This window comes from Nocardioides sp. NPDC047086 (assembly GCF_040643685.1).
GTDB lineage: Bacteria > Actinomycetota > Actinomycetes > Propionibacteriales > Nocardioidaceae > Nocardioides.
On the sequence record NZ_JBEYUV010000027.1, the window covers coordinates 61,974 to 86,103 of the forward strand.

Genomic DNA, 24,130 nt, shown 5'->3' on the forward strand with positions numbered 1-24,130 from the left:
GGGGCGCCGTCGGCGGCGACCGATTCACTCGAGATCAGTTGTTGTCCACTGATCCCGGGAGTGCGCAATGTCGCTGTCGTCCGTCGCGTCCAAGACCTTCACCTCAACGCTGGCCGGCGTGGCGCTGGCCGCAGGCACGATGCTCGTTCCGGTGGCGGTCAACGCCGTCGAGGCTCACCGGGCCGCGGACATCACCGTCACCGCACACCGCGGGGCCAGCGCGTACGCCCCGGAGAACACCCTGGCCGCCTTCGCCCTCGGCATCGAGCAGCGCGCCGACTGGATCGAGTCGGACGTGCAGGCCACCAAGGACGGCGAACTCGTGCTGGTGCACGACACGACCTTGTCGCGCACCACCGACGTCGAGCAGCGCTTCCCCAGCCGCTCGCCGTGGCACGTCAAGGACTTCACGCTCGCAGAGATCAAGACGCTGGACGCGGGTTCGTGGTTCAGCGAGGAGTACCAGGGCGAGAAGGTTCCGACGCTGAAGGAGATGGTCCGGCTGGTGCGCCCGACGCGGTCCGGGATCCTGATGGAGCTCAAGTCGCCGGAGCTCTACCCCGGCATCGAGAAGCAGGTTGCCGCGGAGCTCGACTCGTTCCCCGGCTACGTACGCTCTGCGGTCCGCGCCGGGAGGCTCGGGGTGCAGAGCTTCGACTTCGAGTCGATGAAGACCTACAAGCGTGTCCAGCCCGAGATGTCCGTCGGCCTGCTCGGCACCCCGGCCTACGCCGACCTGGACCGCTACACCTGGGCCGACCAGATCAATCCGCACTTCGGCTCCTTCGACGCGGGCTACGTCGCCCGCGTCCATGCGCTCGGGATGCACATCCACTCCTGGACGGTCGACGACGCCGAGACCATGGGCGACGTCCTCGACCGCGGTGTCGACGGCATCATCACCAACAACCCCGACGTGCTCCGCGAAGTCATCGGTGGGCGGCGTACCTCTTCCCTAGACTTGGCTGATGCCGCCTGAGGCGCTTCGGCAGATCGTCACGAGACGTTCACCCACCCCACCGGCCCAGGTACGTCCGGAGCCGGTGGGATCGGGCCATGACCACGTTGAACCCCACCACCCGTATGCGTCGCGTCGTGCTCGCCCTGGCCACCACGCTCGCCGCCGGGACCGTCCTGGTCTCGAACCCCGCGACCGCCGCCGGTGTCGACACCGCCGCCGCCGTCCACGCAGGCAAGCACCACCACAACTCGAAGCCGATCGTCTTCGGTCACCGCGGTGCCTCCGGCTATCGGCCCGAGCACACCCTGGCGGCGTACGACCTGGCCATCCAGCAGGGCGCCGACTTCATCGAGCCCGATGTGGTCTCGACCAAGGACGGCGTGCTCGTCGCGCGCCACGAGAACGAGATCTCCGGCACCACCGACGTCGTCGACCACCCCGAGTTCGCCGGTCGGAAGGCGACCAAGACCATCGACGGCAAGGCGCTGACCGGCTGGTTCACCGAGGACTTCACCCTCGCCGAGCTGAAGACGCTGCGCGCCAAGGAGCGCATCCCGGGCGACCGTCCGGCCAACACCGCCTACGACGGCCTCTTCGAGGTGCCGACCCTCGAGGAGGTGCTCGACCTGGTCGAGGCGAAGGAGGCCGCGACCGGCCGCACCATCGGCGTCGCCCCGGAGACCAAGCACCCGACGTACTTCGACTCCATCGGTCTCTCCCTGGAGGAGCCGCTCGCGAAGAGCCTGAAGCGGCACGGCCTCGGCGGCAAGCGCGCCGCGGCGGTGATCCAGTCCTTCGAGGTCAGCAACCTCAAGGACCTCAACCGCCTGGTCGACACCCCGCTGGTGCAGCTGGTCGACTTCGGCGGCGCTCCCTACGACCAGGTGGTTGCCGGGACCGGCGTGACCAACGACTACCTGGTCACCGACAAGGGCCTGCGCAGCATCAAGAAGTACGCCGACCAGGTGGCGCCCTACAAGTACTACTTCATCCCGCGCACCACCGACAACACGCTCGGCGAGCCCACCGACCTCGCCCGCCGGGCCGAACGCGTCGGGCTGCCGACCGTCATCTGGACCATGCGCGCCGAGAACAAGAACCTCCCGGTCGAGTGCCGCAAGGGCACCGACCCGATCGCGATCGGTGACCTGGCCTGCGAGGTCGGCGCCTACCTCGACGCCGGTGTCGACGCCTTCTTCACCGACCAGCCCGACCTGGGTGTCGCTGCGCGCGACGCATGGGTTACCAAGCAGTAGACCCCTGAAGACAAGACGTACGGCCCTCGCTATTGTCGGCGGGGGCCGCACGTGTTCGTGGGCCCGGTCACAACCAAAGGAGTTTGAGTCATGGGTCGTTTCGACGGACGCGTAGCAGTCATCACCGGTGCAGCGCGCGGGATCGGTTTCGGAGTCGCCACGCGTTTCGCCGAGGAGGGTGCCTCAGTCGCGATCATCGACCTCGACGAGGCGGCTGCCGCCGAGGCCGCCGCCAAGCTTCCGCTGGCCGAAGGGGCGAAGTCGGTCGGCATCGGCGCCAACGTCGCCAAGGCGGAGGACACCGAGGCCGCGGTCGCCCGCGTCGTCGAGGAGCTCGGCGGCCTGCACATCCTGATGAACAACGCCGGCATCACCCGCGACAACCTGCTCTTCAAGATGACCGAGGAAGACTGGGACCTGGTCATGAACGTCCACCTCAAGGGCCACTTCCTGATGTCGAAGGCGGCGCAGGCGGTCTTCGTGAAGCAGAAGTACGGCAAGATCATCAACGTCTCCTCCACCTCGGCCACCGGCAACCGTGGCCAGGCCAACTACTCCGCCGCCAAGGCCGGCGTGCAGGGCTTCACCCGCACCCTCGCGCTCGAGCTCGGCCCCTTCGGCGTCAACGTGAACGCCATCGCGCCGGGGTTCATCGCCACCGAGATGACCGACCAGACCGCGGCCCGCCTCGGGCTCGACGTGGACGAGTTCCGCAAGCTCTCGGCCGACGCCAACCCGGTCAAGCGCGTCGGCGAGCCCGCCGACATCGCCGCCGCCGCTGCCTTCCTCGCCAGCGACGAGTCCTCCTACATCACCGGCCAGACCCTGTACGTCGACGGCGGCGCCACCGTCGCCTGATCCAGCCGAGCAGGGAACCCCGGGCGCGGCTTCCTTGGGCGCAACGATTACCGTCTGACTCTCGTCTTGGTACTGAGCCGATGCAGATGGAGATCGATGATGCGTACGTCCCGCCCGGGGTTCCTCCTGCGAGCAGCCGCAACGCTGGCCGCCGCGGGTCTGGTTCTGACCGGCTGTGGCTCCTCCGAGGAGCCCAAGGAGACGAAGCCGTCGCCGTCCGCGCCGGCGGAGCCCGACCACGAGCCGCTGACCGGCGTCGAGCTCCCCGAGGGGCAGACCGCCGCGCGCGAGCACCCCGCCTACATCGTCAAGATCGACAACACCTCGGCCAGCGACCCGCAGTACGGCGTCGCCAAGGCGGACATGGTCGTCCAGGAGCTGGTCGAGGGTGGCGTGACCCGGTTGGCCGTCGCGTACTACTCCCAGCTCCCGAAGGAGGCCGGGCCGGTGCGTTCGATGCGGGCGACCGACGCCGGGATCGCCGCGCCGATCGATGCCAAGATCATGACCAGCGGCGCGGCCCCGTACACCTTCGCCCAGCTGAAGAAGCACGACATCTCGTGGATCGACATGTCCACCCCCTACGTCGTACGCGACACCAGCAAGCCCCACGACTTCCTGCACAGCGTGGTCGGCAAGGTCGCCAAGGCCGGCAAGGCCGCCGCGAAGGACGGCAAGGCCAAGCGGCCCGGCGACTTCATGCCCTGGGGTGACGCGACCACCAAGCTGGCCGGCGGCAAGCCCGCCAAGGCCGTCGACGTGAAGTTCTCCCAGGCGCGTACGGACAACTGGGTCTTCAGAGGTGGCAAGTACCGCCTGCAGAACAACTACATGGCCAAGAGCGGCCAGTTCCTCGCCGACACCGTCGTGGTCGCGCAGACCAAGACCACCATCGCCCCCTACAAGGACCCGGGCGGCGCGATCGTGCCGGTCTCCCACTTCACCGGCCGGGGCAAGGCGTGGATCCTGCGCGCCGGGCAGATCGTCGAGGCGACCTGGGTGAAGAAAGGTGAGAAGGGCGCGGTGACGTTCACCGACGCCGGCGGCGCCGCGATCGAGATCCCGCCGGGCAAGGTCTGGCTGGACCTGATCCCGGAGGGCAACGGCCAGGTCGAGCCCGGTGGCGTCAGCGTCAGGTAGCCGGACGGCTCAGCGCATGTCCTCGACCTTGACGCCCTGCTTCGCCAGGGTCTGCACCCCGGTCAGCAGGTAGGTCACGGCCAGCTCGATGCGCTCGGCCGCGTCCTCGGGGTCGCTGGCCTCGGTGACGGACTCGCCGGCCGCCGACATCGCCCCGAAGAAGAGTCGGGCGAAGGTCGCGACCATCTCGTCGTCGACGGTCCGGTCACCGGCCCGCAGGACGGCGGCGACGATGTCCTCGACGACGGTGAAGGTGGAGCGCTCCTCCTGCTCGCGGTAGCGCTGGTAGCCGAGGACCGCGGGCCCCTCCTGCACGACGATGCGGCGGTAGGTGGGCTGCTGGACGGCCTCCAGGAACGTACGCAGCCCGGCCCGGGCTTGCTCCCAGGGGTCCTTCGTCTCGCGCATGGCGGCGTCGATGCTCTGCGCGGTGGCGGCCTCGACCTTCTCGAAGACGACCTCGTAGAGCGCCTGCTTGCCGCTGAAGTGGTGGTAGAGCGCGCCCTTGGTGACCTCGGCCCCGGCCACGATGGCGTCCAGGGAGGTGCTCGCGTAGCCGTGCTCGGTGAAGAGTCTCTCCGCGACCTCGACAAGGGTCTTCTTGGTCGAGGCGGAGAACTGCTGCCTCCGTGACATCCCCGGCACCGACGGAAGCGGGGGGACCTTGGGGACGAGCTTGCTCACGGACGACTTTGCCACTCACCCACTCTAACGGCCGTGTTCGGAATCACCGTCCCAGGCATTGGCCATACCGTCGGTATGGCCAATACTATAGGTACGTACTCACGGTATGTGAGTGCCAACCTTCCGCAAGGAGCCGACAATGAGCTGGACCAGCCATCACAAGCGCGGGGAGATCCTCCGCGGCGTGGTCGCCGTCATCGATGAGCGTCGAGACGGCCTGCTGCCCATGGATCTTCCCGGCGTCACCGAAACCTTCACCGACGAGCTCGACCTGCTCGCCGCCCTGCAGCTGCGCTGGCACACCCGCCTGTCCGGCCGCATCGAGACCGAGCTCGCGAACCAGCCGATGGATCTCGAGGACGCCGTCGTCCGGGCGTGGCACCGTGCTGCCGACGATCTGCCTGGCATCCGCACGGTCCTCGACCGCTACCACGCGCTCCCCGTCGACGAGGCCATGGCCAACGCACTGGCCAAGGCGCAGGCCAAGGAGCACCTGACCCTCGCGGTCATGGCCGGCCGCGGCGCGTTCGGCGACACCGAGTGCGTCCGTCTCGGCTCGATGATCGAGGCGCGCGCCCGTGCCGAGTACGTTCCGGCCGTCGAGGTCGTCGAGCGCGGGCGCTTCGCCGGCCTCGCCGACATGTTCCGGGGGGTCCGCTCGGCGGCCTGAAGCCGCCTACGGACCATCAAGCCAGGCTCCGGGTGCCGGTGCGCTCCCTCCCGCGGACTCCCTCCGCATCTCCCTAAGCGCCGGCCCCGGAGCCTCTGTATTTGTTGGCTGCTTGTTACGGCCGACGTACCCCAGGTGGTGCGATCATGGCGTCATGACGGAGCGAAAGGACGTACGCGCCGGGCGGCTGCTGGTAGCCACCCCGGAGCTTCGCGACCCCAACTTCGTCGACACCGTGGTGCTCCTGATCGAGGTCAACGACGACGGTGCGCTGGGTGTGGTGCTGAACCGCCCCTCGCCGGTGCCGGTCGCCGAGGTGCTGCATCCGTGGGCGACCTCCGTCGCTGATCCCGACGTCCTCTTCCAGGGTGGCCCGGTGAGCACGGACTCCGCGATCGCGGTCGCGCTCCTGGTCGACTCCGACGACCCACCGCTGGGCTTTCGGCCCGTGGTCGGGCGCCTCGGCCTGCTCGACCTCGACACGCCCGTCGAGCTGGTCGACGGCACCTTGTCGCGGCTGCGCATCTTCGCCGGATACGCCGGCTGGGGCGCTGCCCAGCTCCAGGGTGAGGTGGAGGAGGGGTCCTGGTACGTCGTCGACAGCGAGCCCTACGACTCGTTCCTCGACGAGGTGAGCTCGATGTGGGCCGCGGTGCTCCGTCGCCAGCCCGGTGAGCTGGCCTTCCACGCCACGCGACCGCCCGATCCGGAACTCAACTAGAAGACCAGTAGACTGGTCGGCATGGGCATCCTGGGATTCGGCACGAAAGAAGCCCTCAAGGAACGGGAGGACATCCGCGAGCAGGACGTCCCCACCGAGGAGGGTGACCACGACCGCTACTCCCATTACGTGGAGAAGGACAAGCTGACCGAGGCGATGGTCATGGGTACGCCCGTGGTCGCGCTGTGCGGGAAGGTGTGGGTGCCGAGCCGCGACGGGTCCAAGTTCCCGGTCTGCCCCGACTGCAAGGAGATCTTCGAGGGGATGCCGCCTAGCGGTGGCGAGGGCGACGACGAGTGAGTAGCGCCGAACTTCCCGGCGCTCTCACACCCGCGTGGCCGAACAAGGCCGCGTGGGGCACTGCGCCCAAGCTGCGTGCTTGGCAGCAGGAGGCGCTGAACGCCTATCTTACCGACCATCCCCGTGACTTCCTCGCCGTGGCGACGCCCGGCGCCGGGAAGACGACCTTTGCGCTGACCGTCGCCGCCGAGCTGCTCGGGCGCCGCCTGGTCGACCGGGTCACGATCGTCGCGCCTACCGAGCACCTCAAGGTCCAGTGGGCCGAGGCGGCCGCGCGGGCGGGCATCCCGATCGACCCGACCTACTCCGCTGGGCAGGGCAAGACCTCGGCCGACTACGTCGGGATCGCGGTGACGTACGCCGGGGTGGCGGTCAACCCGCTCGCGATGCGGATCCGCACCGAGCGGTTCAAGACGCTGGTGATCCTCGACGAGGTGCACCACGCCGGTGATGCGCTCTCGTGGGGCGAGGGGGTCCGGGAGGCCTTCGAGCCGGCCGCGCGGCGGCTGGCGCTGACCGGCACGCCGTTCCGCTCCGACACCAACCCGATCCCGTTCGTCACCTACGCACCCGGCGAGGACGGAATCCCGCGCTCGGCGGCCGACTACACCTACGGCTATGCCGAGGCGCTGCGTGACCACGTCGTCCGGCCGGTGCTGTTCATGGCCTACTCGGGGCAGATGCAGTGGCGCACCCGGGCCGGCGACGAGATCGCCGCCCACCTCGGTGAGCCGCTGACCAAGGATCTGACCTCGCAGGCGCTGCGGACCGCGCTGGACCCGGCCGGATCGTGGATCCCCTCGGTGCTCGCGGCTGCGGACAAGCGCCTGACCGAGGTACGGCGCCACGTTCCCGACGCCGGTGGGCTCGTCATCGCGACCGACCAGGACTCGGCGCGCTCCTACGCCAAGACGCTGAAGACCATCACCGGGCAGAGCGCGACCGTGGTGCTCTCCGACGAGAAGGCCGGCTCGAAGAAGATCGCCAAGTTCTCCGAGTCCGACGACCGCTGGATGGTCGCGGTCCGGATGGTCTCTGAGGGCGTCGACGTGCCTCGGCTCGCGGTCGGGGTCTATGCGACCACCACCTCGACGCCACTCTTCTTCGCGCAGGCGGTGGGGCGTTTCGTACGTGCTCGTACGCGTGGTGAGACCGCCTCGGTCTTCCTGCCGTCGGTCCCGAACCTGCTCGGCTTCGCCTCCGAGCTGGAGCTGCAGCGCGACCATGTGCTCGGCAAGAAGGTGACCAGCGAGGACGACATCTTCGCGGCCGAGGACGCGCTGATGGCCGCGGCCAACGCCGAGGAGGGTGCCTCCGAGGAGGAGCTCGGCGCCTGGGAGGCCATGGGTTCGGAGGCTCGCTTCGACCGGGTGCTCTTCGACGGCGGCGAGTTCGGCCACTCGGGCGAGGTGCATGTCGGCTCGGAGGAGGAGATGGACTTCCTCGGCATCCCCGGGCTCCTCGACACCGACCAGATGAAGACCCTGCTCCAGCAGCGGCAGAGCGACCGGGCGCGCAAGCAGAAGTCGGCCTCGGCGCCGGTCGCTGCCGACGAGCCCGTCGCCGCGGTCGCCGCCCACGAGCAGCTCGCCGTGCTCCGCCGCGAGCTCAACGGCCTGGTCGCCGCCTGGCACCACCGCACCAAGACCCCCCACGGCGTCACCCACAACCGGCTCCGCAAGGAGTGCGGCGGTCCGCCCGCCGCGGTCGCCAACGCCGACCAGCTCAAGGCCCGCATCGACACCCTGCGTGACTGGGCCGCGCGCGGCTCGGCCTGATTTTCGGCGAGTCGGCTCGTCCTGACCGAGATTCCCGCCGAGTCGGCTCGTCCTGACCGAGATTCCCGCCGAGTCGGCTCGTCCTGACCGAGATTCCCGCCGAGTCGGCTCGTCAAGACGAGCCGACTCGGCGTCGGACCTGGTCAAGACGAGCCGACTCGGCGTCAGGGTCGAGGGGTCGGGCACACTGTGTGCCGTGAGGACGCGATGACAGCGCTCGAGATCGCGGTGACGTCGGTGGCCGGCGCGGTCGTCGCGCGTGCGGCCGGAGCGACGCGGGTCGAGCTCTGCTCCGCCCTCGAGGTCGGCGGTGTCACCCCGTCGCAGGGGCTGGTCGAGGGAGTCCTCGACGAGGTCGGCGGCATCGATGCCACCGACGGCTGGCAGGGCGTCCACGTGCTCGTCCGGCCGCGGCCGGGCGGGTTCGGATACTCCGTCGAGGAGCGCCGCCTCCTACGGCGCGAGGCCGAGACGGTCCTGGAGGCCGGAGCCGACGGGATCGTGTTCGGCGCGCTCACCCCGCACGGGAAGCCCGACGTCGAGCTGGTCTGGGCCCTGGCGGATGCTGCGGCTGCGTACGAGGCGACGGTGACGTTCCACCGAGCCATCGACGTGAGTGCGGACCCGGTCGCGGCGGTCCGGGCGCTGGACGGTGTGGTCGACCGGGTGCTGACCTCGGGAGGGGCCCCGGCCGCTGCGGCGGGGGCCGCGACCATCGCCGAGATGGTGGCGGTCGGCGGGCCGGACGTACTGGCCGGAGGTGGCGTGAGCGTCGACGCGATCGAGGCGCTCGCGGCGCTCGGCGTCGAGGGCGTGCATCTCTCGGCCAAACGGTGGGTCACCACCACCGGCCGGGTGGCGCTGGGTGTGGCTGATGACGGTGGTCACTGGGTGACCGATCCGGACGTGGTCGCCGCCGCGGCCGCCGCCGTGGCTCAGAGGCCCCGCAGGTAGGGCGAGCGCTCAGGCGGGGGAGTCGCCCTCGACCAGGTCGCGGAGGACGGCGACGGCGGCCTCCAGATCGGCCTCGGTGCGGTGGTGCGACTCCAGCCGCTCGGCGATGAGGTGGGAGATGCGCTCACGTACGTCGGCGAGGTCGGCGCGGCCGGCGTCGGTGAGGGTCACCAGGCTCGCCCGCGCGTCGGCGGGGTTCGGCTCCTTGCTGACCAGGCCGGTCTCGACCAGTTGGGCGATCTGGGCCGACATCGTCGGCTGCGAGCAGCCGTCGGCCCGGGCCAGGTCGGTGATGCCGAGCGGACCGATGGCGTCGAGGATCGTGAGGACCCGGACGCTGGCCGGAAGGTCGAGCGCACGGCGGACCAGACGCATGAGGCGCGCCGCGTAGACCACCAGGTCGCTGGAGAGGTCGAGTGTCGTGGCCGAGGGGAGCAGCGGCTGTGAAGGCATCGGTGAGAATCCAGGGTTGGGGGTTGCGGCGCGGTGAACGGGTGGAGACTATCTGAGAATGACTACGGAACGGCACACCTGGATCGCGTTCCTGCGCGCCATCAACCTCGGCGCGACCCGGAAGTTCCCGAAGCAGGCGATCTCCGCCGCCGTGGTGAGGGCGGGCGGAACCGACGTCGAGACCTACATCAACACGGGCAACGTACGCTTCGACCACCCGGTCGGCGACCGGGCCGAGATGGAGGCGATCCTGGAGGAGGCCTTCGCGGCCGACCGCTTCTTCGAGGTGCCGACGATCTGCGTGACGCCCGCGGAGCTGAAGGTGATCGCCAACGACGCCGCGGTGGTCGGGATGGGGCACGAGGGCAAGCAGTACGTGTTCTTGTGCAAGGAGCTCAGCGACTCCAGCGCTCGGGAGGCGCTGGTCGCCCGGGCGGGGGAGGGCGAGCGGGTCTATGTCATCGGCCGCGCCGTGCACCTGCTCACCGAGGAGGGCTTCCAGCAGACCAAGATCACCAACGCCGTCGTCGAGCGCCACATCGCCACCAGCACCAACCGCAACCTCAACGTGATCCGCACGCTCGCTGACAAGTGGGGATGAGATCTACTGCGCCTCGATGCGGTCGAGGTAGGCCCGGCGTACGTCACCGTCGACGCGGGTGATCGCGGCGTCGTCGTGGACGGCGCGTCGGATCAGCCGCATCACCCGCTCGGGGACGAGCGGGGCGCCGTTGGCGGCCAGGCCGACGTAGGACGGGACGGCGATCTCTGCCGCCCGGCTGCGGACCGACCTCACCACCGCGGCCGCGATGTCCTCGGGATCGACCGCCGGGAGTACGCCGAGGTCGATGCCGGAGGAGAGCTCGGTGCGGACGGCGCTCGGCAGCACAGTGGTGAGCGAGACCCCGGTGCCCTCGAGCTCGAGCCGGGTGGCGGCGCTGAGCCCGACGACGGCGAACTTGCTGGCGTTGTAGACCGCCAGGCCCTTGAGCGGGAACTTGCCGGCCAGAGAGGCGACGTTGACGACGTGCCCGTGGCCGCGTGCGATCATCGCCGGCAGGGCGAGCCGCATGCCGTGGATGACGCCGTAGACGTTGACGTCCATGGTCAGCCGGTCGATCCGGTCTTCCTGCTCGAGGAAGGAGCCGTTGGGCATCACGCCGGCGTTGTTGACCAGGACGTCGACCTGCTTGCCGTGCGCCTCCTCCGCGGCGGCGAGGAAGTCGGCGTAGGACTGCTTGTCGCTGACGTCGAGCCGGTGGCCGCTGGCCTTCTCGCCGAGGCCTGCCGCCGCTTCCCGCGCCAACGCGTCGTCGAGGTCACCGAGGGCGACGTACGCCCCGGCCGCGACGAACTCCTTCGCCGTGGCGAGGCCGATGCCGCGGGCGGCGCCGGTGATGACGACGAGAGCGCCGTCGAGGTCGATCCTGGGGTAGCGGGTCATGCGCTGACCTCCTCCGTCTCGTGGGTTGTGATCTCGAAGTCGGCCCGGTCGAAGCGGCTGATCCGGCGGACCAGCTCGCCGGTGGACCACGGCCAGGAGAAGCTGTTGCGGCCGTTGGCGTCGATGAAGTAGCTGTGGCAGGACGCGCCGCTGTAGGCGGTGCCGGCGAGTGCGACCTGCACGTCCTCGACGTACGCGGCCTGGGCCTGAGGGCTGACGTCGAGCTTCGCCCAGCCCTGTGCGCGGGCGGTCGTGATGGCCTCGGTGATCATCGCCACCTGCGACTCGGCGACGGCGAAGGCAGAGCCGTGACCGGTGCCGAGACTCGGGCCGAGCACCACGAACGCGTTCGGGAAACCGGTGACCGAGGTGCCCTGGTAGGCCTCGGGGGAGCCGGCCCAGTGCTCGGCGAGCGTGCGGCCGTCGGCCCCGCGGATCAGGTCGGCGACGGGCATGTCGAGGATGTGGAACCCGGTGCCGAGGATGATCGCGTCGACCTCCGCCACGCTTCCGTCGGTGCCGATCACGCGCGCGCCCTCGACCCGCTCGACGCCGGTCGCGTGGACCTCGACGTTCGGCTTCGTCAGCGACTGGAGGTAGTTGTTCGAGAACAGGATCCGCTTGCAGCCGAGCAGGTAGTCGGGCGTCAGCTTCGCCCGTAGCTCCCTGTCCCGGACTGCGGCGCGCAGGTAGGCGCGGCCGACCTGCTGCAGGCCCCGCATCAGTGGCTGCGGGCGACGGAAGGCGATGCCGACGGCCTCCATGGCGGCGTACTCGATCGCGCCGAGCGCCTTCTCGAAGAAGGGCACGTTGTGCTTGACCCACTTCTCGGCGTCCGGCACGGGGTGGTCGACCTTGGGCAGCACCCAGTGGGCGGTGCGCTGGAAGAGGTGCAGGGCGGAGACCTGCTTCTGGACCTGGGGGACGAACTGGACGGCCGACGCCCCGGTGCCGATCACGGCGACCCGCTTGCCGTCGAGGTCGACGTCGTGGTTCCACCGGGCCGAGTGCCAGACCTCGCCGGGGAAGTCGGTCAGACCGGGCAGCTCCGGGATCTTCGGCTCGTTCCACGGGCCGGCGGCGGCGACGATGAAGCGCGCGGTGATCTCGCCGTCGCTGGTGTCCAGGTGCCATGCGGAGACCTGTGCGTTCCAGGACGCTCCGAGGACCTCGACCCCGAACCGGGTGATGTCTTCGAGACCACTGTCGCGGGCGACACCGTCGATGTAGGCGAGGATCTCCGGCTGGTTGCCGTAGACCCGTGACCAGTCGCTGTTGGGCGCGAACGAGAACGAGTAGAGGTTGGAGGGTACGTCGCACGCGCACCCCGGATAGGTGTTCGCCCGCCAGGTGCCACCGTAGGTGTCGGCCTTCTCGAGGATGACGACGTCCTCGACGCCCGCCTCGCGCAGCTTGATCGCGGCCGCGATGCCGGAGATGCCGGCGCCGATGACGACGACCTCGTGGTGGGTGCTCATGCAGTTGCTCCTTCGAGTGCGGCCGCGACGCGGCCGGGGACGTGTTGGTGGGCCGCGGCGAGGGTGGCCTCGCGGCGGCGAAGGTCCATGAAGTTGGGTCCCATCTGGGCGAGCTCCTCGATGCCGGGCTCGATCCGGACCACCCGGATCCCTGCCTCTCGGAGCCGCGCGACCTCGCGGTCGAGTACCGCGGTCATCTGGGAGCGCAGCAGACGCTCGACCCGGTCGGCCCCGCGGGCGGGGACGCCGCCCTCGGTGGTCATCGGGGCGACCACGACGACCTCGTCGACCGTCTGGCCGAGAAGGAGATCGGCCGAGACCGAGGAGACGGCGCCGCCGTCGACATAGCGGCGGCCCGCGATCTCGACGGGCGGGAACCAGCCGGGGATCGCCCAGGAGGCCGCGACCGCCGCACCCAGGGAGGCCGTGGGGGCGCCCTCGGAGCCGAACGCCACCCTCTCGCCCGTGGCCGCGTCCGCCGTGACCAGCCAGGTCGCGGGGTGATCGACCCAGCCGTCGGCGCCGGCCAACGCGTCGCCGTACCCCCTCAGCCAGCTCGCGTTGCCGCGGCCGCGCGGGAGCAGACCCGCCAGCGCGCTGTAGGGCGAGCGGCGGGTGAGGCCAGGGCGGACCAGGCCCAGCGCGGGCAGGGCGGGAGCCGGCAGTGGTGGCACCTTGCCGGGATGTTCGGCGACGTGGGCGGCCAGGACGGGGTCGGCGCCCGGTGCCCCGTCGAGAGCGTCGAGCAGGTTCTGCGGCGTACGTCCGGCCCCGAGGGCCGCGACGATCTCCGAGCCCGCCGAGGTGCCGACGAGGACGTCGGCGGTGCGGACGTCCCAGTCCATCGCCTCTTCGAGGACGCGGAGGGCGACGGCCGTCCAGGCGAAGCCGAGGGTGCCGCCGCAGCCGATGGCGAGTGCTCGTCGGGGAGTCATATTCGGGATACTAACGGTATTTGAATACCAGTGGTACCCCGAACTGGTAAGATCTGGCCCATGGGCCGGATCACGCGCAAGGAGTCGCACGCGCAGACGCGGGAGCGACTCATCGAGACCGCACACCGCCTGTTCCTCTCTGATGGCTACAACGCGACCTCGCTCGACAAGGTCGCCACCGAGGCGGGCTTCTCGAAGGGGGCGGTCTACTCGAACTTCTCCACCAAGCACGAGCTGGGGCTCGCCGTGCTCGATGTGATCCATCAGGAGCGGGCGCTGTCGCTCGCGAGTGCTGTCGAGGGCGTCGACACCGTCGAGGGCCGGATCGACGCCTTCGCGGCCTGGGCCGAGGCCAACATCGGCGACGTCGGGTGGACCGCGCTCGAGGTCGAGTTCGCGACCAGCACCCGCCGTATCCCGGGCGTGAACCAGCAGCTCGCCGCCCGGCGCCGCGAGCTCACCGCGGCCGTCGCCGGCCTCATCGAGCAGCAGGCAGCCGACCTCGGGCTCACCTTGCCCTCACCGGCCGAGGACGCCGCCGTCCAGCTGCTCTCGCTCGGCATCGGGCTCGGCGTGCAGCGCGCCTTCGACCCCGATCTCTCGGTCACCAGCCTGGTCGACCTGCTGCGCTCGCTGCTGGAGAGCGCCCGGGACTAGTGTGCCGGGGCGCCGTTGTGCTCGGCGGCGGGGAAGGAGACCCGGTTCAGGCGGCGTACGGCCGGGCTCAGCAGCGTGGCGAGGGAGATCACCACATAGGCGATGCCGGCGATCGCCAGCATGTTCTCGATCCCGTACGCCGCGGCAAGCGGCCCCATCGCCAGCTGCCCGACGGGGATGGCGATGTAGGTGCCGAGCTGGTCGTAGGAGGACGCCCGGGAGAGCAGGTCGCTGGGGACGTTCTCCTGCATCGAGAGCTGCCAGCCGAGGCTGAAGACCTGGATCCCGGCGCCGGAGAGTGCGGCCGCGGGCAACAGCACCGCGAGGTCGGTGGAGAAGCCGAGAGCGGCGATCGGCAACCCGAACAGGGCCATGCCGATCATGCCGTAGAACAGCGGCCGTTCGAGCCGGACCCTCATCAGCACGAGCGTCGCGGCGAGCACGCCGATCCCCTGGAAGGTCAGGATCAGACCCCAGCCACCAGCGCCCAGCCCTGAGCCCTCGGCCCGCTGCGGGCCGAGCGTGAGCAGCCCGCCCTCGTAGAGCGCGTTGAGCATCGTCGCGGCGCCGACGCAGAGCCACAACCAGGTCGTCGAGCGGAAGTAGTCCCACCCGGTGCGTAGATCGCCGATGACCGAGGACGTGGCGACCGAGCCGCTGAGCTTGACCGGCAGCAACAGCAGCGCCGCGACGATCCAGGTGACGGCGTCGAGCGCGAGCGCCCAGCCCGCTCCGACGCTGAGGACGAGCAGGCCGGCGGTGCCGGGACCGGCGACCGCCACGACCGCCCGGGTCAGCGACATCAGCACGTTGGCCTCCTGCAGCATGGTGCGAGGCACCACGAGCGGGATGATCCCCTGCTGGGCGGGCAGCCCGGCGGCGGAGACGATGCCGTTGAGCGCGGCGAGGGCGATCAGGTGCCACAGCTCGGCGACACCGGTGATGACGAGGACGGCGACGACCGCCTGGCTCAGCCCCGAGACCAGGTTGGAGGCGAACAGGATCCGGGCTCGGCCCACCCGGTCGGCGAGCACGCCGCCGATCAGCATGAAGACGATCATCGGGATGGTGCGGGCCGCGAGGACGGCGCCGATCGCGATCGGCGCGTCACTCACCTCCAGGACCGCGAAGGCCAAGGCGACGGGCGCCATGAAGTTGCCCACCAGGTTGACCGATCGGGACGCGAAGAACCAGCGGAAGTGGGGTTCGCGAAGTGGGGCTGTCGCCGAGATCCGAGCCATTCGAGAGAGAATAGACCGTCAGCAGATTTCTATCTGCCGAAATTTCCCAAATCTGTCACGAGACCGTTATACCGGCCGACCGCATCTCCGCGATGGCGGCCGAGGTGCTCTCCGCCGCCACGCCGGCGGCCAGATCGGCGAGCAGCGTGGTGTGGAAGCCGGCGGCTCGGGCGTCGAGCGCGGTGGCCCGCACGCAATAGTCGGTGGCCAGCCCGCACACGTCGACCTCCTCGACGCCGTGGGCCCGGAGCCAGTCGGTCAGGGTGGCGCCGCCGGTGGCCGCGCCCTCGAAGCCCGAGTAGGCCGCTGCGTACTCACCCTTGCGGAAGATCTCGTCGAAGGTGACCGGGTCGAGGTTGGGGTGGAAGGCCTCGCCGTCGGTGCCGACCACGCAGTGCGCCGGCCAGGAGTTGACGTAGTCCGGCGGGTTGCCGAAGTGGTCGCCCGGGTCGATGTGGTGGTCCTTGGTCGCCACGACCAGCCCGTACGTCTGCTCCGGCTCCTTGCTCGCCGCCCGCTCCCGCAGCAGCTGACCGATGTCGTAGGCCACCCTTGCCCCGCCGTCGACCGGCAGGGACCCGCCCTCGCAGAAGTCGTTCTGTACGTCGACCACGATCAGTGCACGCGTCATGCCCGCCAGCCTAGGTGGTGTGCCTTGACCGAGGAACCGCTCAGACGAAGAGCGTCGGGATCGCCGGATCGCCCTTCAGGAGCGAGTGGGCGATGACCGGGAGCTCGGCGACCGAGGCGTGGTGGCGCTCGCGAGCCGCGTCGAGGGGCTCGCGGCCGACGATCTCGCCCTTGCGCACGAGCGGGGCGAGCAGCGGCCGGTCGTTGCCGTCGCCGTCCGGAGCGGTGCCGATGCCGATCACCTCGGCGTCGGCGACATCCTTGCGGTTGCGGCGGCGCAGGGCGTACTTCCGGCCGCCGATCGAGGCCTTGGCGGCGCTCTTCTTGGCGACCGGCTCCAGGTCGCCGGAGGCACCCTCGCGGGCGACCAGCTTGTAGACGAAACCTGCCGTCGGGTGGCCGGAGCCGGTGACCAGCTGAGTGCCGACGCCGTAGCCGTCGACCGGGGCGGCCGCGAGGCCGGCGATGGCGTACTCGTCCAGGTCGCTGGTGACGATGATCTTCGTCTCGGTGGCGCCGAGGTCGTCGAGCTGGCGGCGTACGTCATGGGCGAGGAGCCCCAGGTCGCCGGAGTCGATCCGCACCGCACCGAGCTCGGGACCGGCGATCTCGACCGCCGTGGCCACCGCCTCGGCGATGTCGTAGGTGTCCACCAGGAGCGTGGTGCCCTTGCCGAGGGAGGCGACCTGGGCCTGGAAGGCCTGCTCCTCGGTGTCGTGCAGGAGGGTGAAGGCATGTGCGGAGGTGCCGGTCGTGGGTACGCCGAAGCGGGCCCGGGCGGCCAGGTTGGAGGTGGCGGTGAAGCCGGCGACGTAGGCCGCGCGGGCGGCGGCGATCGCGGCCGCCTCGTGGGTGCGGCGCGAGCCCATCTCGATGCACGGGCGCTCGCCGGCCGCGAGCGTCATCCGGGAGGCCGCGGTGGCGATGGCCGAGTCGTGGTTGTAGACCGAGAGGAGCACCGTCTCCAGGACGACCGCCTCGGCGAAGCTGGCCTCGACCACGAGCAGCGGCGAGTGTGGGAAGAAGGTCTCGCCCTCGGCGTACCCCCAGATGTCGCCCGTGAAGCGGTAGCCGGCCAGCCATTCCAGGGTCGGGCCGTCGACGACGCCCTCCAGGATCGCCAGCTGCTCCGAGCCGAAGCGGAACGCCTCGAGGGCGTCGAGCGCTCGCCCGACCCCGGCCACCACGCCGTAGCGGCGCCCGCCGGCCAGGCGCCGGGGAAACAGCTCGAAGACGGCACGACGCTCCGCGGTGCCCGCCTTCAGGGCGGCCTGGAGCATCGTCAGCTCGTAGTGATCTGTCAGGAGTGCGGTCGAGTCCGCTGTCGAGTCCACGGGCACATCGTGGCACGATGGATGCCATGAGCGCGCCAAGCCCCGTGGAGCTCGACGAGCCGGAGATCGATGATCTCGTCGCCCCGTCGACACCGTGGGTGACCATCGTCTGGAACGACCCGGTCAACCTGATGTCGTACGTCACCTTCGTCTTCCAGAAGTATTTCGGCTACTCCAAGAAGAAGTCGGAGAAGCTGATGATGGAGGTGCACAACGACGGCAAGTCGGCGGTCTCCACCGGGTCGCGTGAGGAGATGGAGCGCGACGTGCAGGCGATGCACGAGTACGGTCTGTGGGCGACGCTGGAGAAGCAGGATTGATGGGCGGGTTCAGCTACCACCGCCGCGGCAAGCAGATCATCGCCACCTTCTCCGGGTTCGAGGCCGACCTGCTCCGTTCGCTGGCCTCGCAGCTCGTCGAGCTGTTGCGCAACGAGGTCGCCGCGCCTGCCGAGAGCGACGACCCGCTCGAGGCGCTGCTCGACTTCTCGGGGCCGACCACCGAGCCCGAGGACCCGGTGCTGAAGCGGCTCTTTCCCTCCGCATACGGGAACGACGAAGAGGCTGCCGGGGAGTTCCGGCGGTTCACCGAGGGCGGGCTGCGCGATGGCAAGGCGCGGGCCGCCTCCACGATCATCGACTCGCTCGAGGAGGCCGGGCTCCCGCCCGAGCTGGACGAGGACGGGCTGGTCATCGATGTCGAGCTCCCGATCCCCGACGCCGAGGCCTGGATGCGCTCCTTCACCGACATCCGGCTCGCGCTCGCGACCCGGCTCGGGGTCGAGGAGGGCGACGAGGACTTCTGGGACTCCCTGCCCGACGACGACCCCGCCGGCCAGGTCTACGGGATCTACCAGTGGGTCGGGATCCTGCAGGAGACCATCGTCGACGCGCTGTCGTCAGCGGAGTGAGTCGTCGGTCAGCCTGACCAGGATCTTGCGCAGGCTCTCCCGGTCGCTGTCGGGAAGGACTGCCAGGAACTCGTCGGCCGCCTCCTGACGGACCCGGTCGATCGTCCGGCCGAGACGTACGCCCTTCTCGGTCGCCACCACGCAGACCGCCCGGCGGTCGGCCGGGTCGGGCTGCCGCGCGACCAGGCCATGGCCCTCGAGGCCGTCGACGACCTCGGTCGCCGACCTGGGCACGATGTGCAGCCGCTCGGCCAGGGCTGATAGCCGGATCGGCTCGTCGGCGGCGAGCACGATACGCAGGGCTCGGCTCTGCGAGGGGGTGATCCCCCAGCGGGCGGTGGCGGCGCCGAAGCGCCTACGGAGGGTGCGTGCTGCCGCCATCAGCAGGTCGGCGGTCTCGTCCACGGGAATAACTCTAACCCATCGTGGGTTAGCCTCATTGTGAGCTAACCTCAGTAAAAAGGATCGAGGTGTTCGGATGAGTGACCCGCACCCGTACAAGTCTTCGGGCGAGCCCGGCCGCTCCAGCCGCGACCCCCGCAACAAGCGTGCCGACCGCGCCCAACTGGAGGCCAAGCCGGTCTCGCTGCGCAGGATCGCGCGCCTCTTCGCGCCCTACCGAGGGCGCCTGCTTCTCGTCGTGGCGCTGATCGTGGTCAGCTCGGTGATCGGGCTGGCACAGCCGTTCCTGGTCAAGCACGTCATCGACACCGCCCTGCCCGAGGGTGACACCTCGCTGCTGATGCTCTGCGTCGCCGCGATGGTGCTCGTCGCGATCGCCTCCGCCGCTCTCGGGGTCGCCCAGACGCTGATCTCCACCGAGGTCGGCCAGCGGGTCATGCACCGGCTGCGTACGGACCTCTTCGGGCACCTGCAGCGCCAGTCGCTCGACTTCTTCACCCGTACGCGGGGTGGGGAGGTCCAGTCGCGGATGGTCAACGACATCGGCTCGATGCAGTCGGTGGTCACCTCGACCGCGACCTCGATCGCGGCCAACGTCACCGTCGTGGCCGGCACCGTGGTCGCGATGATGGCGCTCAACTGGCGGCTCGCGCTGATCTCCCTGGTGGTGCTGCCACCGGCGGTGTGGACCACCCGCAAGGTGGCGCAGATGCGCTATGCCGTGACCACCCAGCGACAGGCGAAGATGGCCGACCTGCACGTGCAGGTCGAGGAGGGGCTCTCGGTCAGCGGGATCCTGCTGACCAAGACCCTCGGGGCCGCACCGGCCCTGGCCTCCCGCTTCGAGCAGACCTCCGACGACCTCGTCGGCCTCGAGGTACGCAGCCAGCTCGCCGGGCGATGGCGGATGGCGACCATGCAGGTGGTCTTCGCCGCGGTTCCTGCCGCGCTCTACCTCGCGGCCGGGTTCCCGGCGACCTCCGGGGCGCTGACGATCGGGACGCTGGTCGCCTTCGTCTCGCTGCAGGGCTCGCTCTTCCGGCCGCTGATGGGGCTGCTCAACGTCGGGGTCGACGTGACCTCCTCGCTGGCGCTCTTCTCCCGGATCTTCGAGTACCTCGACCTGCCGGTCGAGATCGACGACCCGGCCTCCCCGGTGCCGCTGGGTGAGGCTCGCGGCGACGTCGTCTTCGAGGACGTCGGGTTCACCTACGACGGCTCGCACCCGATCCTCGAGGACATCTCGCTGCGGGTGCCCGCGGGCGGCTCGCTGGCGCTGGTCGGGGCGACCGGATCGGGCAAGTCGACGCTGGCCGGGTTGGTCGCGAGGCTGCACGACCCGACCTCCGGCCGGGTGATGATCGATGGGATCGACCTGCGCGACCTGGACCTGGCCGACCTGGCCGCCAACGTCGGCATGGTCACCCAGGAGACCTATCTGCTCCATGCGAGCGTTCGTGACAACCTGCGCCATGCCCGCCCCGAGGCGAGCGACGCCGCGATCGAGGCGGCCGCCCGCGCGGCCCGGATCCACGATCTGATCGTCGAGCTCCCCGAGGGCTACGACACCCTGGTGGGCTCGCGCGGCCACCGTTTCTCCGGCGGCGAGCAGCAGCGGCTCGCGATCGCCCGCACCCTGCTGCGCGACCCGCGCGTGCTTGTGCTCGATGAGGCCACCTCCGCGCTCGACAACACCACCGAGCGGGAGGTCCAGGCGGCCCTGGACCGGCTGGCGGAGGGGCGTACGACGATCACCATCGCCCACCGGCTCTCCACCGTCCGCGACGCCGACCAGATCGCCGTCCTCGACCACGGCCGGGTCGTCGAGGTCGGCACCCACGAGGAGCTGCTGCTGCGCGGCGGTGCCTATGCCGACCTCGTACGGGGCGGGCTGACCGCGGCCGCCTAGCACGGTCGGCGGGGAGCGGCCGACGAGAGTCCGAGTGCCGGTCACGTTCGGGAGCCGGCCCAGGTCCGCCTAGGCTGATCCCGTGCTGACCATCGACCAGGCGACGTACGACGCGATCGTCGCCCACGCGAAGCGCGACCATCCCGACGAGGCGTGCGGGATCGTCGCGGGCCCTGAGGGGTCCGACCGGCCGGAGCGGTTCATCGAGATGATCAACGCCGCCGGCTCGCCGACCTTCTACGAGTTCGACTCGACCGATCTGCTCCAGCTCTACAAGGAGATGGACGCGAACGACGAGGAGCCGGTGATCGTCTACCACTCCCACACCGCGACCGAGGCCTACCCCTCGCGCACCGACATCGGGCTGGCGATGGAGCCGAATGCTCACTACGTGCTGGTCAGCACCCGAGAGCACGGCAATGACGAAGGTCCGGTCGAGTTCCGGTCGTACAGGATCGTCGACGGCAACGTCACCGAGGAAGAAATCAGCATCGTCTCGACGTTGTCGTGACGCGCAATACCTACATCTAGGAGAACGAAACCATGGCCATCGAGGTCAAGATCCCGACCATCCTCCGCACCTACACCGCCGGTGAGAAGGCAGTCAGCGCCGAGGGCAAGACCCTGAGCGCGCTCATCGACGACCTCGAGGCGAACCACTCCGGCATCAAGGAGCGCCTCATCGACAACGGTGACCTGCGCCGCTTCGTCAACGTCTACATCAACGACGAGGACGTACGCTTCATCGGCGGTCTCGACGCCGAGCTCAAGGACGGCGACCAGGTCGTGGTGCTTCCGGCCGTTGCCGGTGGCTGCTGAGTGGTGTGGATGCTCACCGAGGTAACTCGGTGAGCGCTCACTGCCCTCGCGGAGTTCCGCGAAGGAAGTGACTCCAGACCGAGGTAGCTCGGTCTGCGGGCAGCGGGTTCTCAACCCAGAACGCCGCGGTCGTACGCTCGTGCGACCGCGGCTGCTCTGTCTGTGACCCCGAGCTTGTCGAAGATGTGCCCCAGGTGGGTCTTGACCGTCGCCTCGCTGACGAAGAGCTTGGCGGCGATCGCGCGGTTGGTCGTTCCGCGGGCGACGAGGGTGAGCACCTCGCGCTCGCGCAGCGAGGCCAGGTCGATCGCGACCGCGGTCTCGAAGGTGGTGATGGTGGCCGCGGAGGCGGCGTCGATGAGCCCTGCCGGGGTGTCCAGCGTGCGGATGCGGCCGGCGTCGACGATGGCGATCCGGTCGCAGAGCGTCTGGGCCTCCTCCATCGAGTGGGTGACGAGCAGGACGGTCACACCCCGGTCGCGTACGTCCCGCACCAGGTCCCACACCTCACGGCGGGCCCGCGGGTCCAGGCCGGTGGTGAGCTCGTCGAGCACGACGACCCGCGGCCGGCCGATCAGCGCCAGCGCGATCGAGAGCCGCTGCTGCTGGCCACCGGAGAGGTTCTCGAACCGCTGCCGCAGGTGCGTCCCGAGACCGAGCCGCTCGGCCAGCGGCGCCCACGGCTCCGGGTCGGGGTAGAAGGCACTCCACAGCTCCAACGCCTCCTGGACCGTGATCTTCGGCTGCAGCTTCGCCTCCCCCAGCTGCACGCCGAGCACCTCCGTCACCGCCGCCCGATCGGTCAAGGGATCGATGCCGTGGACCCGGATCCGGCCCCGGTCGCCGACCCGCAGCCCGGCGATCGACTCGACGGTCGTGCTCTTGCCTGCCCCGTTGGGCCCGAGGATGCCGAAGATCTCGCCCTCGTGGACGCTGAGGCTGATCTCGTCGACCGCCACCTTGTCGCCATAGGTCTTGCGCAGGCCGTCCACGACGACCGCTGGTTCTCGCTCCTGATGCATACCTCCAGCCTGGTCGGTGACGCGGTCTCACGGATCGGGCGATCGGCGCGAGTGGGCATCAGACGATCGGTTGATGCGACGATGGACCCCATGCGCTACGACAACCTGCTGGCGTCGGTCGGGGGCACCCCGTTGGTGGGGCTGCCCCGCCTCTCGCCCTCTCCCGACGTACGTCTGTGGGCCAAGCTCGAGGACCGGAACCCCACCGGCTCGATCAAGGACCGCCCGGCTCTTCGCATGGTCGAGGAGGCCGAGAAGGACGGCAGGCTCCGCCCGGGCTGCACGATCCTGGAGCCGACCTCCGGCAACACGGGGATCTCGCTGGCCATGGCGGCCAAGCTCAAGGGCTACCGGATCGTGTGCGTGATGCCCGAGAACACCTCCGAGGAGCGGCGCCAGCTGCTGCGGATGTGGGGCGCCGAGATCGTCTCCTCGCCCGCCGCCGGAGGCTCCAACGAGGCTGTCCGGGTCGCGAAGCGCCTCGCCGCCGAGCACCCCGACTGGGAGATGCTCTACCAGTACGGCAACTCCGCCAACGCCCTCGCCCACGAGGAGGGTACCGGCCCCGAGCTCCTCGCCGACCTGCCCTCGATCACCCATTTCGTCGCCGGGCTCGGCACGACCGGGACGCTGATGGGCGTCGGCCGCTTCTTCCGCTCCGCCAAGCCGGACGTACGCATCGTGGCCGCCGAGCCGCGCTACGGCGAGCTCGTCTACGGCCTGCGCAACCTCGACGAGGGCTTCGTCCCCGAGCTCTACGACGCCTCGTTCATCGACGCCCGCTTCTCGGTCGGCCCCCGTGACGCCGTCCGCCGCGTCCGCGAGCTCCTCGAGCTGGAGGGCATCTTCGCCGGCATCTCCACCGGCGCCATCCTCCACGCCGCCCTCGCCCAGGCCGCCAAGTCCCTCCAGGCCGGTGAGAAGGCCGACATCGCCTTCGTCGTCGCCGACGGCGGCTGGAAGTACCTCTCCACCGGTGCCTACGAAGGCACCATCGATGACGCCGAGGAAGGCCTCGAGGGCCAGCTCTGGGCCTGACCTCCGCTGGTCGAGGGCCATTTCGTTCAGACCCTCGCGCCAGCGAGCGTGTCGAGACCAACACCTTCACCTGCCGCGAAACTGTCGGTGGTCGCGCCCAGAATCGGGTCATGCCTTACATGTACATACTCCGCTGCCGCGATCACATGCTCTATGTCGGAAGCACCCAGGACCTGGAGAGACGCCTCGCCGAGCACAACGCCGGCCTCGGTGCTGAGTTCACTGTCCGACGCCTGCCGGTGACGTTGGCGTACGCCGAAGAGCATCAGACGATCTTCGGGGCCTACGAACGTGAGAAACAGGTCCAAGGGTGGAGCCGGGCTAAACGCGAGGCCCTGATAGCCGGGGACCTTGGCCGACTCCACGACCTCGCGCGCCGTCGCGGCAAGCGTTCGCCGTAGACGACTGTGTTGGTCTCGACACGCCTCCGCCTAGCGGCTCCGGCGGCTCGACCAGCGGGCCGTTCGTTCGCCTCGGCCTGGCGGGTCCGGCGGCTCGACCAGCGGGGCGACGAAGCAGATGTGGTGGGAGTCGGG

Annotated in this window: 28 protein-coding genes; 18 read left to right on the forward strand and 10 right to left on the reverse strand. The window is 69.9% G+C overall.

From position 1 onward, the window contains the following. Window positions 1-67 precede the first annotated feature (67 nt). From ABZ796_RS19115 to ABZ796_RS19130, 4 genes are all read left to right on the forward strand, one after another. Window positions 68-979: a glycerophosphodiester phosphodiesterase family protein gene (locus ABZ796_RS19115; protein ID WP_357338901.1), complete on the forward strand. Its 912-nt coding sequence runs from the start codon at window positions 68-70 to the stop codon at window positions 977-979. Window positions 980-1,056: 77 nt separating this feature from the next. Then, window positions 1,057-2,217: a glycerophosphodiester phosphodiesterase gene (locus ABZ796_RS19120; protein WP_357338902.1), complete on the forward strand. Its 1,161-nt coding sequence runs from the start codon at window positions 1,057-1,059 to the stop codon at window positions 2,215-2,217. 90 nt (window positions 2,218-2,307) lie between these two features. Next, window positions 2,308-3,075, forward strand: coding sequence for a glucose 1-dehydrogenase (locus tag ABZ796_RS19125; protein ID WP_357338903.1), 768 nt, complete (start codon window positions 2,308-2,310; stop codon window positions 3,073-3,075). 99 nt (window positions 3,076-3,174) lie between these two features. After that, window positions 3,175-4,215 carry a DUF3048 domain-containing protein gene (locus tag ABZ796_RS19130; RefSeq protein WP_357338904.1) on the forward strand — a complete coding sequence of 347 codons (1,041 nt, stop codon included), beginning with the start codon at window positions 3,175-3,177 and terminating at the stop codon, window positions 4,213-4,215. Between the two features lie 9 nt (window positions 4,216-4,224). Here ABZ796_RS19130 and ABZ796_RS19135 read toward each other — a convergent pair whose 3' ends face one another. Next, on the reverse strand, window positions 4,225-4,914 hold the full coding sequence (locus ABZ796_RS19135) for a TetR/AcrR family transcriptional regulator (protein ID WP_350664140.1): 690 nt from the start codon (window positions 4,912-4,914) through the stop codon (window positions 4,225-4,227). Window positions 4,915-5,038: 124 nt separating this feature from the next. Between ABZ796_RS19135 and ABZ796_RS19140 the strand changes: the two genes are divergently transcribed. The 5 genes from ABZ796_RS19140 to ABZ796_RS19160 all read left to right on the forward strand — a co-directional run bounded on the left by ABZ796_RS19140 (window position 5,039) and on the right by ABZ796_RS19160 (window position 9,322). Next, complete coding sequence (locus ABZ796_RS19140) at window positions 5,039-5,569, forward strand: hypothetical protein (RefSeq protein ID WP_357338905.1); 531 nt, start codon at window positions 5,039-5,041, stop codon at window positions 5,567-5,569. A 154-nt stretch (window positions 5,570-5,723) separates the two neighbouring features. Next, window positions 5,724-6,290, forward strand: coding sequence for a YqgE/AlgH family protein (locus ABZ796_RS19145; protein WP_357338906.1), 567 nt, complete (start codon window positions 5,724-5,726; stop codon window positions 6,288-6,290). A 21-nt stretch (window positions 6,291-6,311) separates the two neighbouring features. Continuing rightward, window positions 6,312-6,590, forward strand: a complete 279-nt coding sequence (locus ABZ796_RS19150; protein WP_141803520.1) for a DUF3039 domain-containing protein — start codon at window positions 6,312-6,314, stop codon at window positions 6,588-6,590. Continuing rightward, complete coding sequence (locus tag ABZ796_RS19155) at window positions 6,587-8,368, forward strand: DEAD/DEAH box helicase (RefSeq protein ID WP_357338907.1); 1,782 nt, start codon at window positions 6,587-6,589, stop codon at window positions 8,366-8,368. The genes ABZ796_RS19150 and ABZ796_RS19155 overlap by 4 nt, the downstream gene beginning before the upstream one ends. Before the next feature lie 207 nt (window positions 8,369-8,575). Continuing rightward, entirely contained in the window at window positions 8,576-9,322 is a 747-nt protein-coding gene (locus ABZ796_RS19160) for a copper homeostasis protein CutC (RefSeq protein ID WP_357338909.1), read from the forward strand. Window positions 9,323-9,331: 9 nt separating this feature from the next. Here ABZ796_RS19160 and ABZ796_RS19165 read toward each other — a convergent pair whose 3' ends face one another. Continuing rightward, window positions 9,332-9,775 (reverse strand): MarR family transcriptional regulator, encoded by a 444-nt coding sequence (locus ABZ796_RS19165; protein ID WP_357338910.1) that lies wholly within the window; start codon window positions 9,773-9,775, stop codon window positions 9,332-9,334. A gap of 58 nt (window positions 9,776-9,833) precedes the next feature. On the opposite strand from ABZ796_RS19165, the gene ABZ796_RS19170 reads away from it, so the two are divergent. Further along, window positions 9,834-10,376 (forward strand): DUF1697 domain-containing protein, encoded by a 543-nt coding sequence (locus ABZ796_RS19170; protein ID WP_357338911.1) that lies wholly within the window; start codon window positions 9,834-9,836, stop codon window positions 10,374-10,376. A gap of 3 nt (window positions 10,377-10,379) precedes the next feature. Here the strand turns inward: ABZ796_RS19170 and ABZ796_RS19175 are convergent, their stop codons facing one another. From ABZ796_RS19175 to ABZ796_RS19185, 3 genes are read right to left on the reverse strand one after another with little or no spacing between them, the layout of a single operon-like run. Beyond that, entirely contained in the window at window positions 10,380-11,219 is an 840-nt protein-coding gene (locus ABZ796_RS19175; RefSeq protein ID WP_357338912.1) for an SDR family oxidoreductase, read from the reverse strand. Next, window positions 11,216-12,697 (reverse strand): NAD(P)/FAD-dependent oxidoreductase, encoded by a 1,482-nt coding sequence (locus ABZ796_RS19180; RefSeq protein ID WP_357338913.1) that lies wholly within the window; start codon window positions 12,695-12,697, stop codon window positions 11,216-11,218. The genes ABZ796_RS19175 and ABZ796_RS19180 overlap by 4 nt, the downstream gene beginning before the upstream one ends. Next, a complete protein-coding gene (locus ABZ796_RS19185) occupies window positions 12,694-13,632 on the reverse strand; it encodes a patatin-like phospholipase family protein (RefSeq protein ID WP_357338914.1) in 939 nt (312 codons plus the stop codon). The genes ABZ796_RS19180 and ABZ796_RS19185 overlap by 4 nt, the downstream gene beginning before the upstream one ends. Before the next feature lie 60 nt (window positions 13,633-13,692). Here ABZ796_RS19185 and ABZ796_RS19190 point away from each other — a divergent pair, with 60 nt between their 5' ends. Continuing rightward, the gene (locus ABZ796_RS19190; protein WP_357338915.1) at window positions 13,693-14,289 is read left to right on the forward strand and encodes a TetR/AcrR family transcriptional regulator; all 597 of its coding nucleotides are present in this window, start codon (window positions 13,693-13,695) and stop codon (window positions 14,287-14,289) included. Here ABZ796_RS19190 and ABZ796_RS19195 read toward each other — a convergent pair. Genes ABZ796_RS19195 through ABZ796_RS19205 form a run of 3 tightly spaced genes read right to left on the reverse strand, consistent with a single transcriptional unit; the run spans window position 14,286 to window position 17,494 of the window. Further along, window positions 14,286-15,530, reverse strand: a complete 1,245-nt coding sequence (locus ABZ796_RS19195) for an MFS transporter (RefSeq protein ID WP_357338916.1) — start codon at window positions 15,528-15,530, stop codon at window positions 14,286-14,288. The two genes, ABZ796_RS19190 and ABZ796_RS19195, sit on opposite strands and share 4 nt — an antisense overlap. Window positions 15,531-15,585: 55 nt before the next feature. After that, window positions 15,586-16,161, reverse strand: coding sequence for a nicotinamidase (locus ABZ796_RS19200; protein ID WP_357338917.1), 576 nt, complete (start codon window positions 16,159-16,161; stop codon window positions 15,586-15,588). A gap of 40 nt (window positions 16,162-16,201) precedes the next feature. Next, complete coding sequence (locus tag ABZ796_RS19205) at window positions 16,202-17,494, reverse strand: nicotinate phosphoribosyltransferase (RefSeq protein WP_357338918.1); 1,293 nt, start codon at window positions 17,492-17,494, stop codon at window positions 16,202-16,204. 26 nt (window positions 17,495-17,520) lie between these two features. Between ABZ796_RS19205 and clpS the strand changes: the two genes are divergently transcribed. Together clpS and ABZ796_RS19215 are read left to right on the forward strand one after the other, a co-directional pair. After that, window positions 17,521-17,814: an ATP-dependent Clp protease adapter ClpS gene (clpS, locus tag ABZ796_RS19210; RefSeq protein ID WP_357338920.1), complete on the forward strand. Its 294-nt coding sequence runs from the start codon at window positions 17,521-17,523 to the stop codon at window positions 17,812-17,814. Next, window positions 17,814-18,404 carry a DUF2017 domain-containing protein gene (locus tag ABZ796_RS19215; RefSeq protein ID WP_357338921.1) on the forward strand — a complete coding sequence of 197 codons (591 nt, stop codon included), beginning with the start codon at window positions 17,814-17,816 and terminating at the stop codon, window positions 18,402-18,404. The genes clpS and ABZ796_RS19215 overlap by 1 nt, the downstream gene beginning before the upstream one ends. Here the strand turns inward: ABZ796_RS19215 and ABZ796_RS19220 are convergent. Beyond that, window positions 18,393-18,809, reverse strand: coding sequence for a MarR family transcriptional regulator (locus tag ABZ796_RS19220; protein ID WP_357338923.1), 417 nt, complete (start codon window positions 18,807-18,809; stop codon window positions 18,393-18,395). The genes ABZ796_RS19215 and ABZ796_RS19220 overlap by 12 nt on opposite strands. Window positions 18,810-18,882: 73 nt before the next feature. Between ABZ796_RS19220 and ABZ796_RS19225 the strand changes: the two genes are divergently transcribed. The 3 genes from ABZ796_RS19225 (at window position 18,883) to ABZ796_RS19235 (ending at window position 21,534) form a co-directional block, all read left to right on the forward strand. Then, a complete protein-coding gene (locus ABZ796_RS19225; RefSeq protein WP_357338925.1) occupies window positions 18,883-20,715 on the forward strand; it encodes an ABC transporter ATP-binding protein in 1,833 nt (610 codons plus the stop codon). An 82-nt stretch (window positions 20,716-20,797) separates the two neighbouring features. Further along, entirely contained in the window at window positions 20,798-21,226 is a 429-nt protein-coding gene (locus tag ABZ796_RS19230) for a M67 family metallopeptidase (RefSeq protein ID WP_357338927.1), read from the forward strand. A gap of 32 nt (window positions 21,227-21,258) precedes the next feature. Beyond that, a complete protein-coding gene (locus tag ABZ796_RS19235) occupies window positions 21,259-21,534 on the forward strand; it encodes a MoaD family protein (protein WP_008358635.1) in 276 nt (91 codons plus the stop codon). A gap of 110 nt (window positions 21,535-21,644) precedes the next feature. Here ABZ796_RS19235 and ABZ796_RS19240 read toward each other — a convergent pair whose 3' ends face one another. After that, window positions 21,645-22,556, reverse strand: a complete 912-nt coding sequence (locus ABZ796_RS19240; RefSeq protein WP_357338929.1) for an ABC transporter ATP-binding protein — start codon at window positions 22,554-22,556, stop codon at window positions 21,645-21,647. Between the two features lie 90 nt (window positions 22,557-22,646). On the opposite strand from ABZ796_RS19240, the gene ABZ796_RS19245 reads away from it, so the two are divergent. Together ABZ796_RS19245 and ABZ796_RS19250 are read left to right on the forward strand one after the other, a co-directional pair. Continuing rightward, window positions 22,647-23,594, forward strand: a complete 948-nt coding sequence (locus ABZ796_RS19245) for a pyridoxal-phosphate dependent enzyme (protein WP_357338931.1) — start codon at window positions 22,647-22,649, stop codon at window positions 23,592-23,594. Between the two features lie 110 nt (window positions 23,595-23,704). Beyond that, window positions 23,705-23,995: a GIY-YIG nuclease family protein gene (locus ABZ796_RS19250; protein WP_357338933.1), complete on the forward strand. Its 291-nt coding sequence runs from the start codon at window positions 23,705-23,707 to the stop codon at window positions 23,993-23,995. Window positions 23,996-24,130 lie beyond the last annotated feature (135 nt).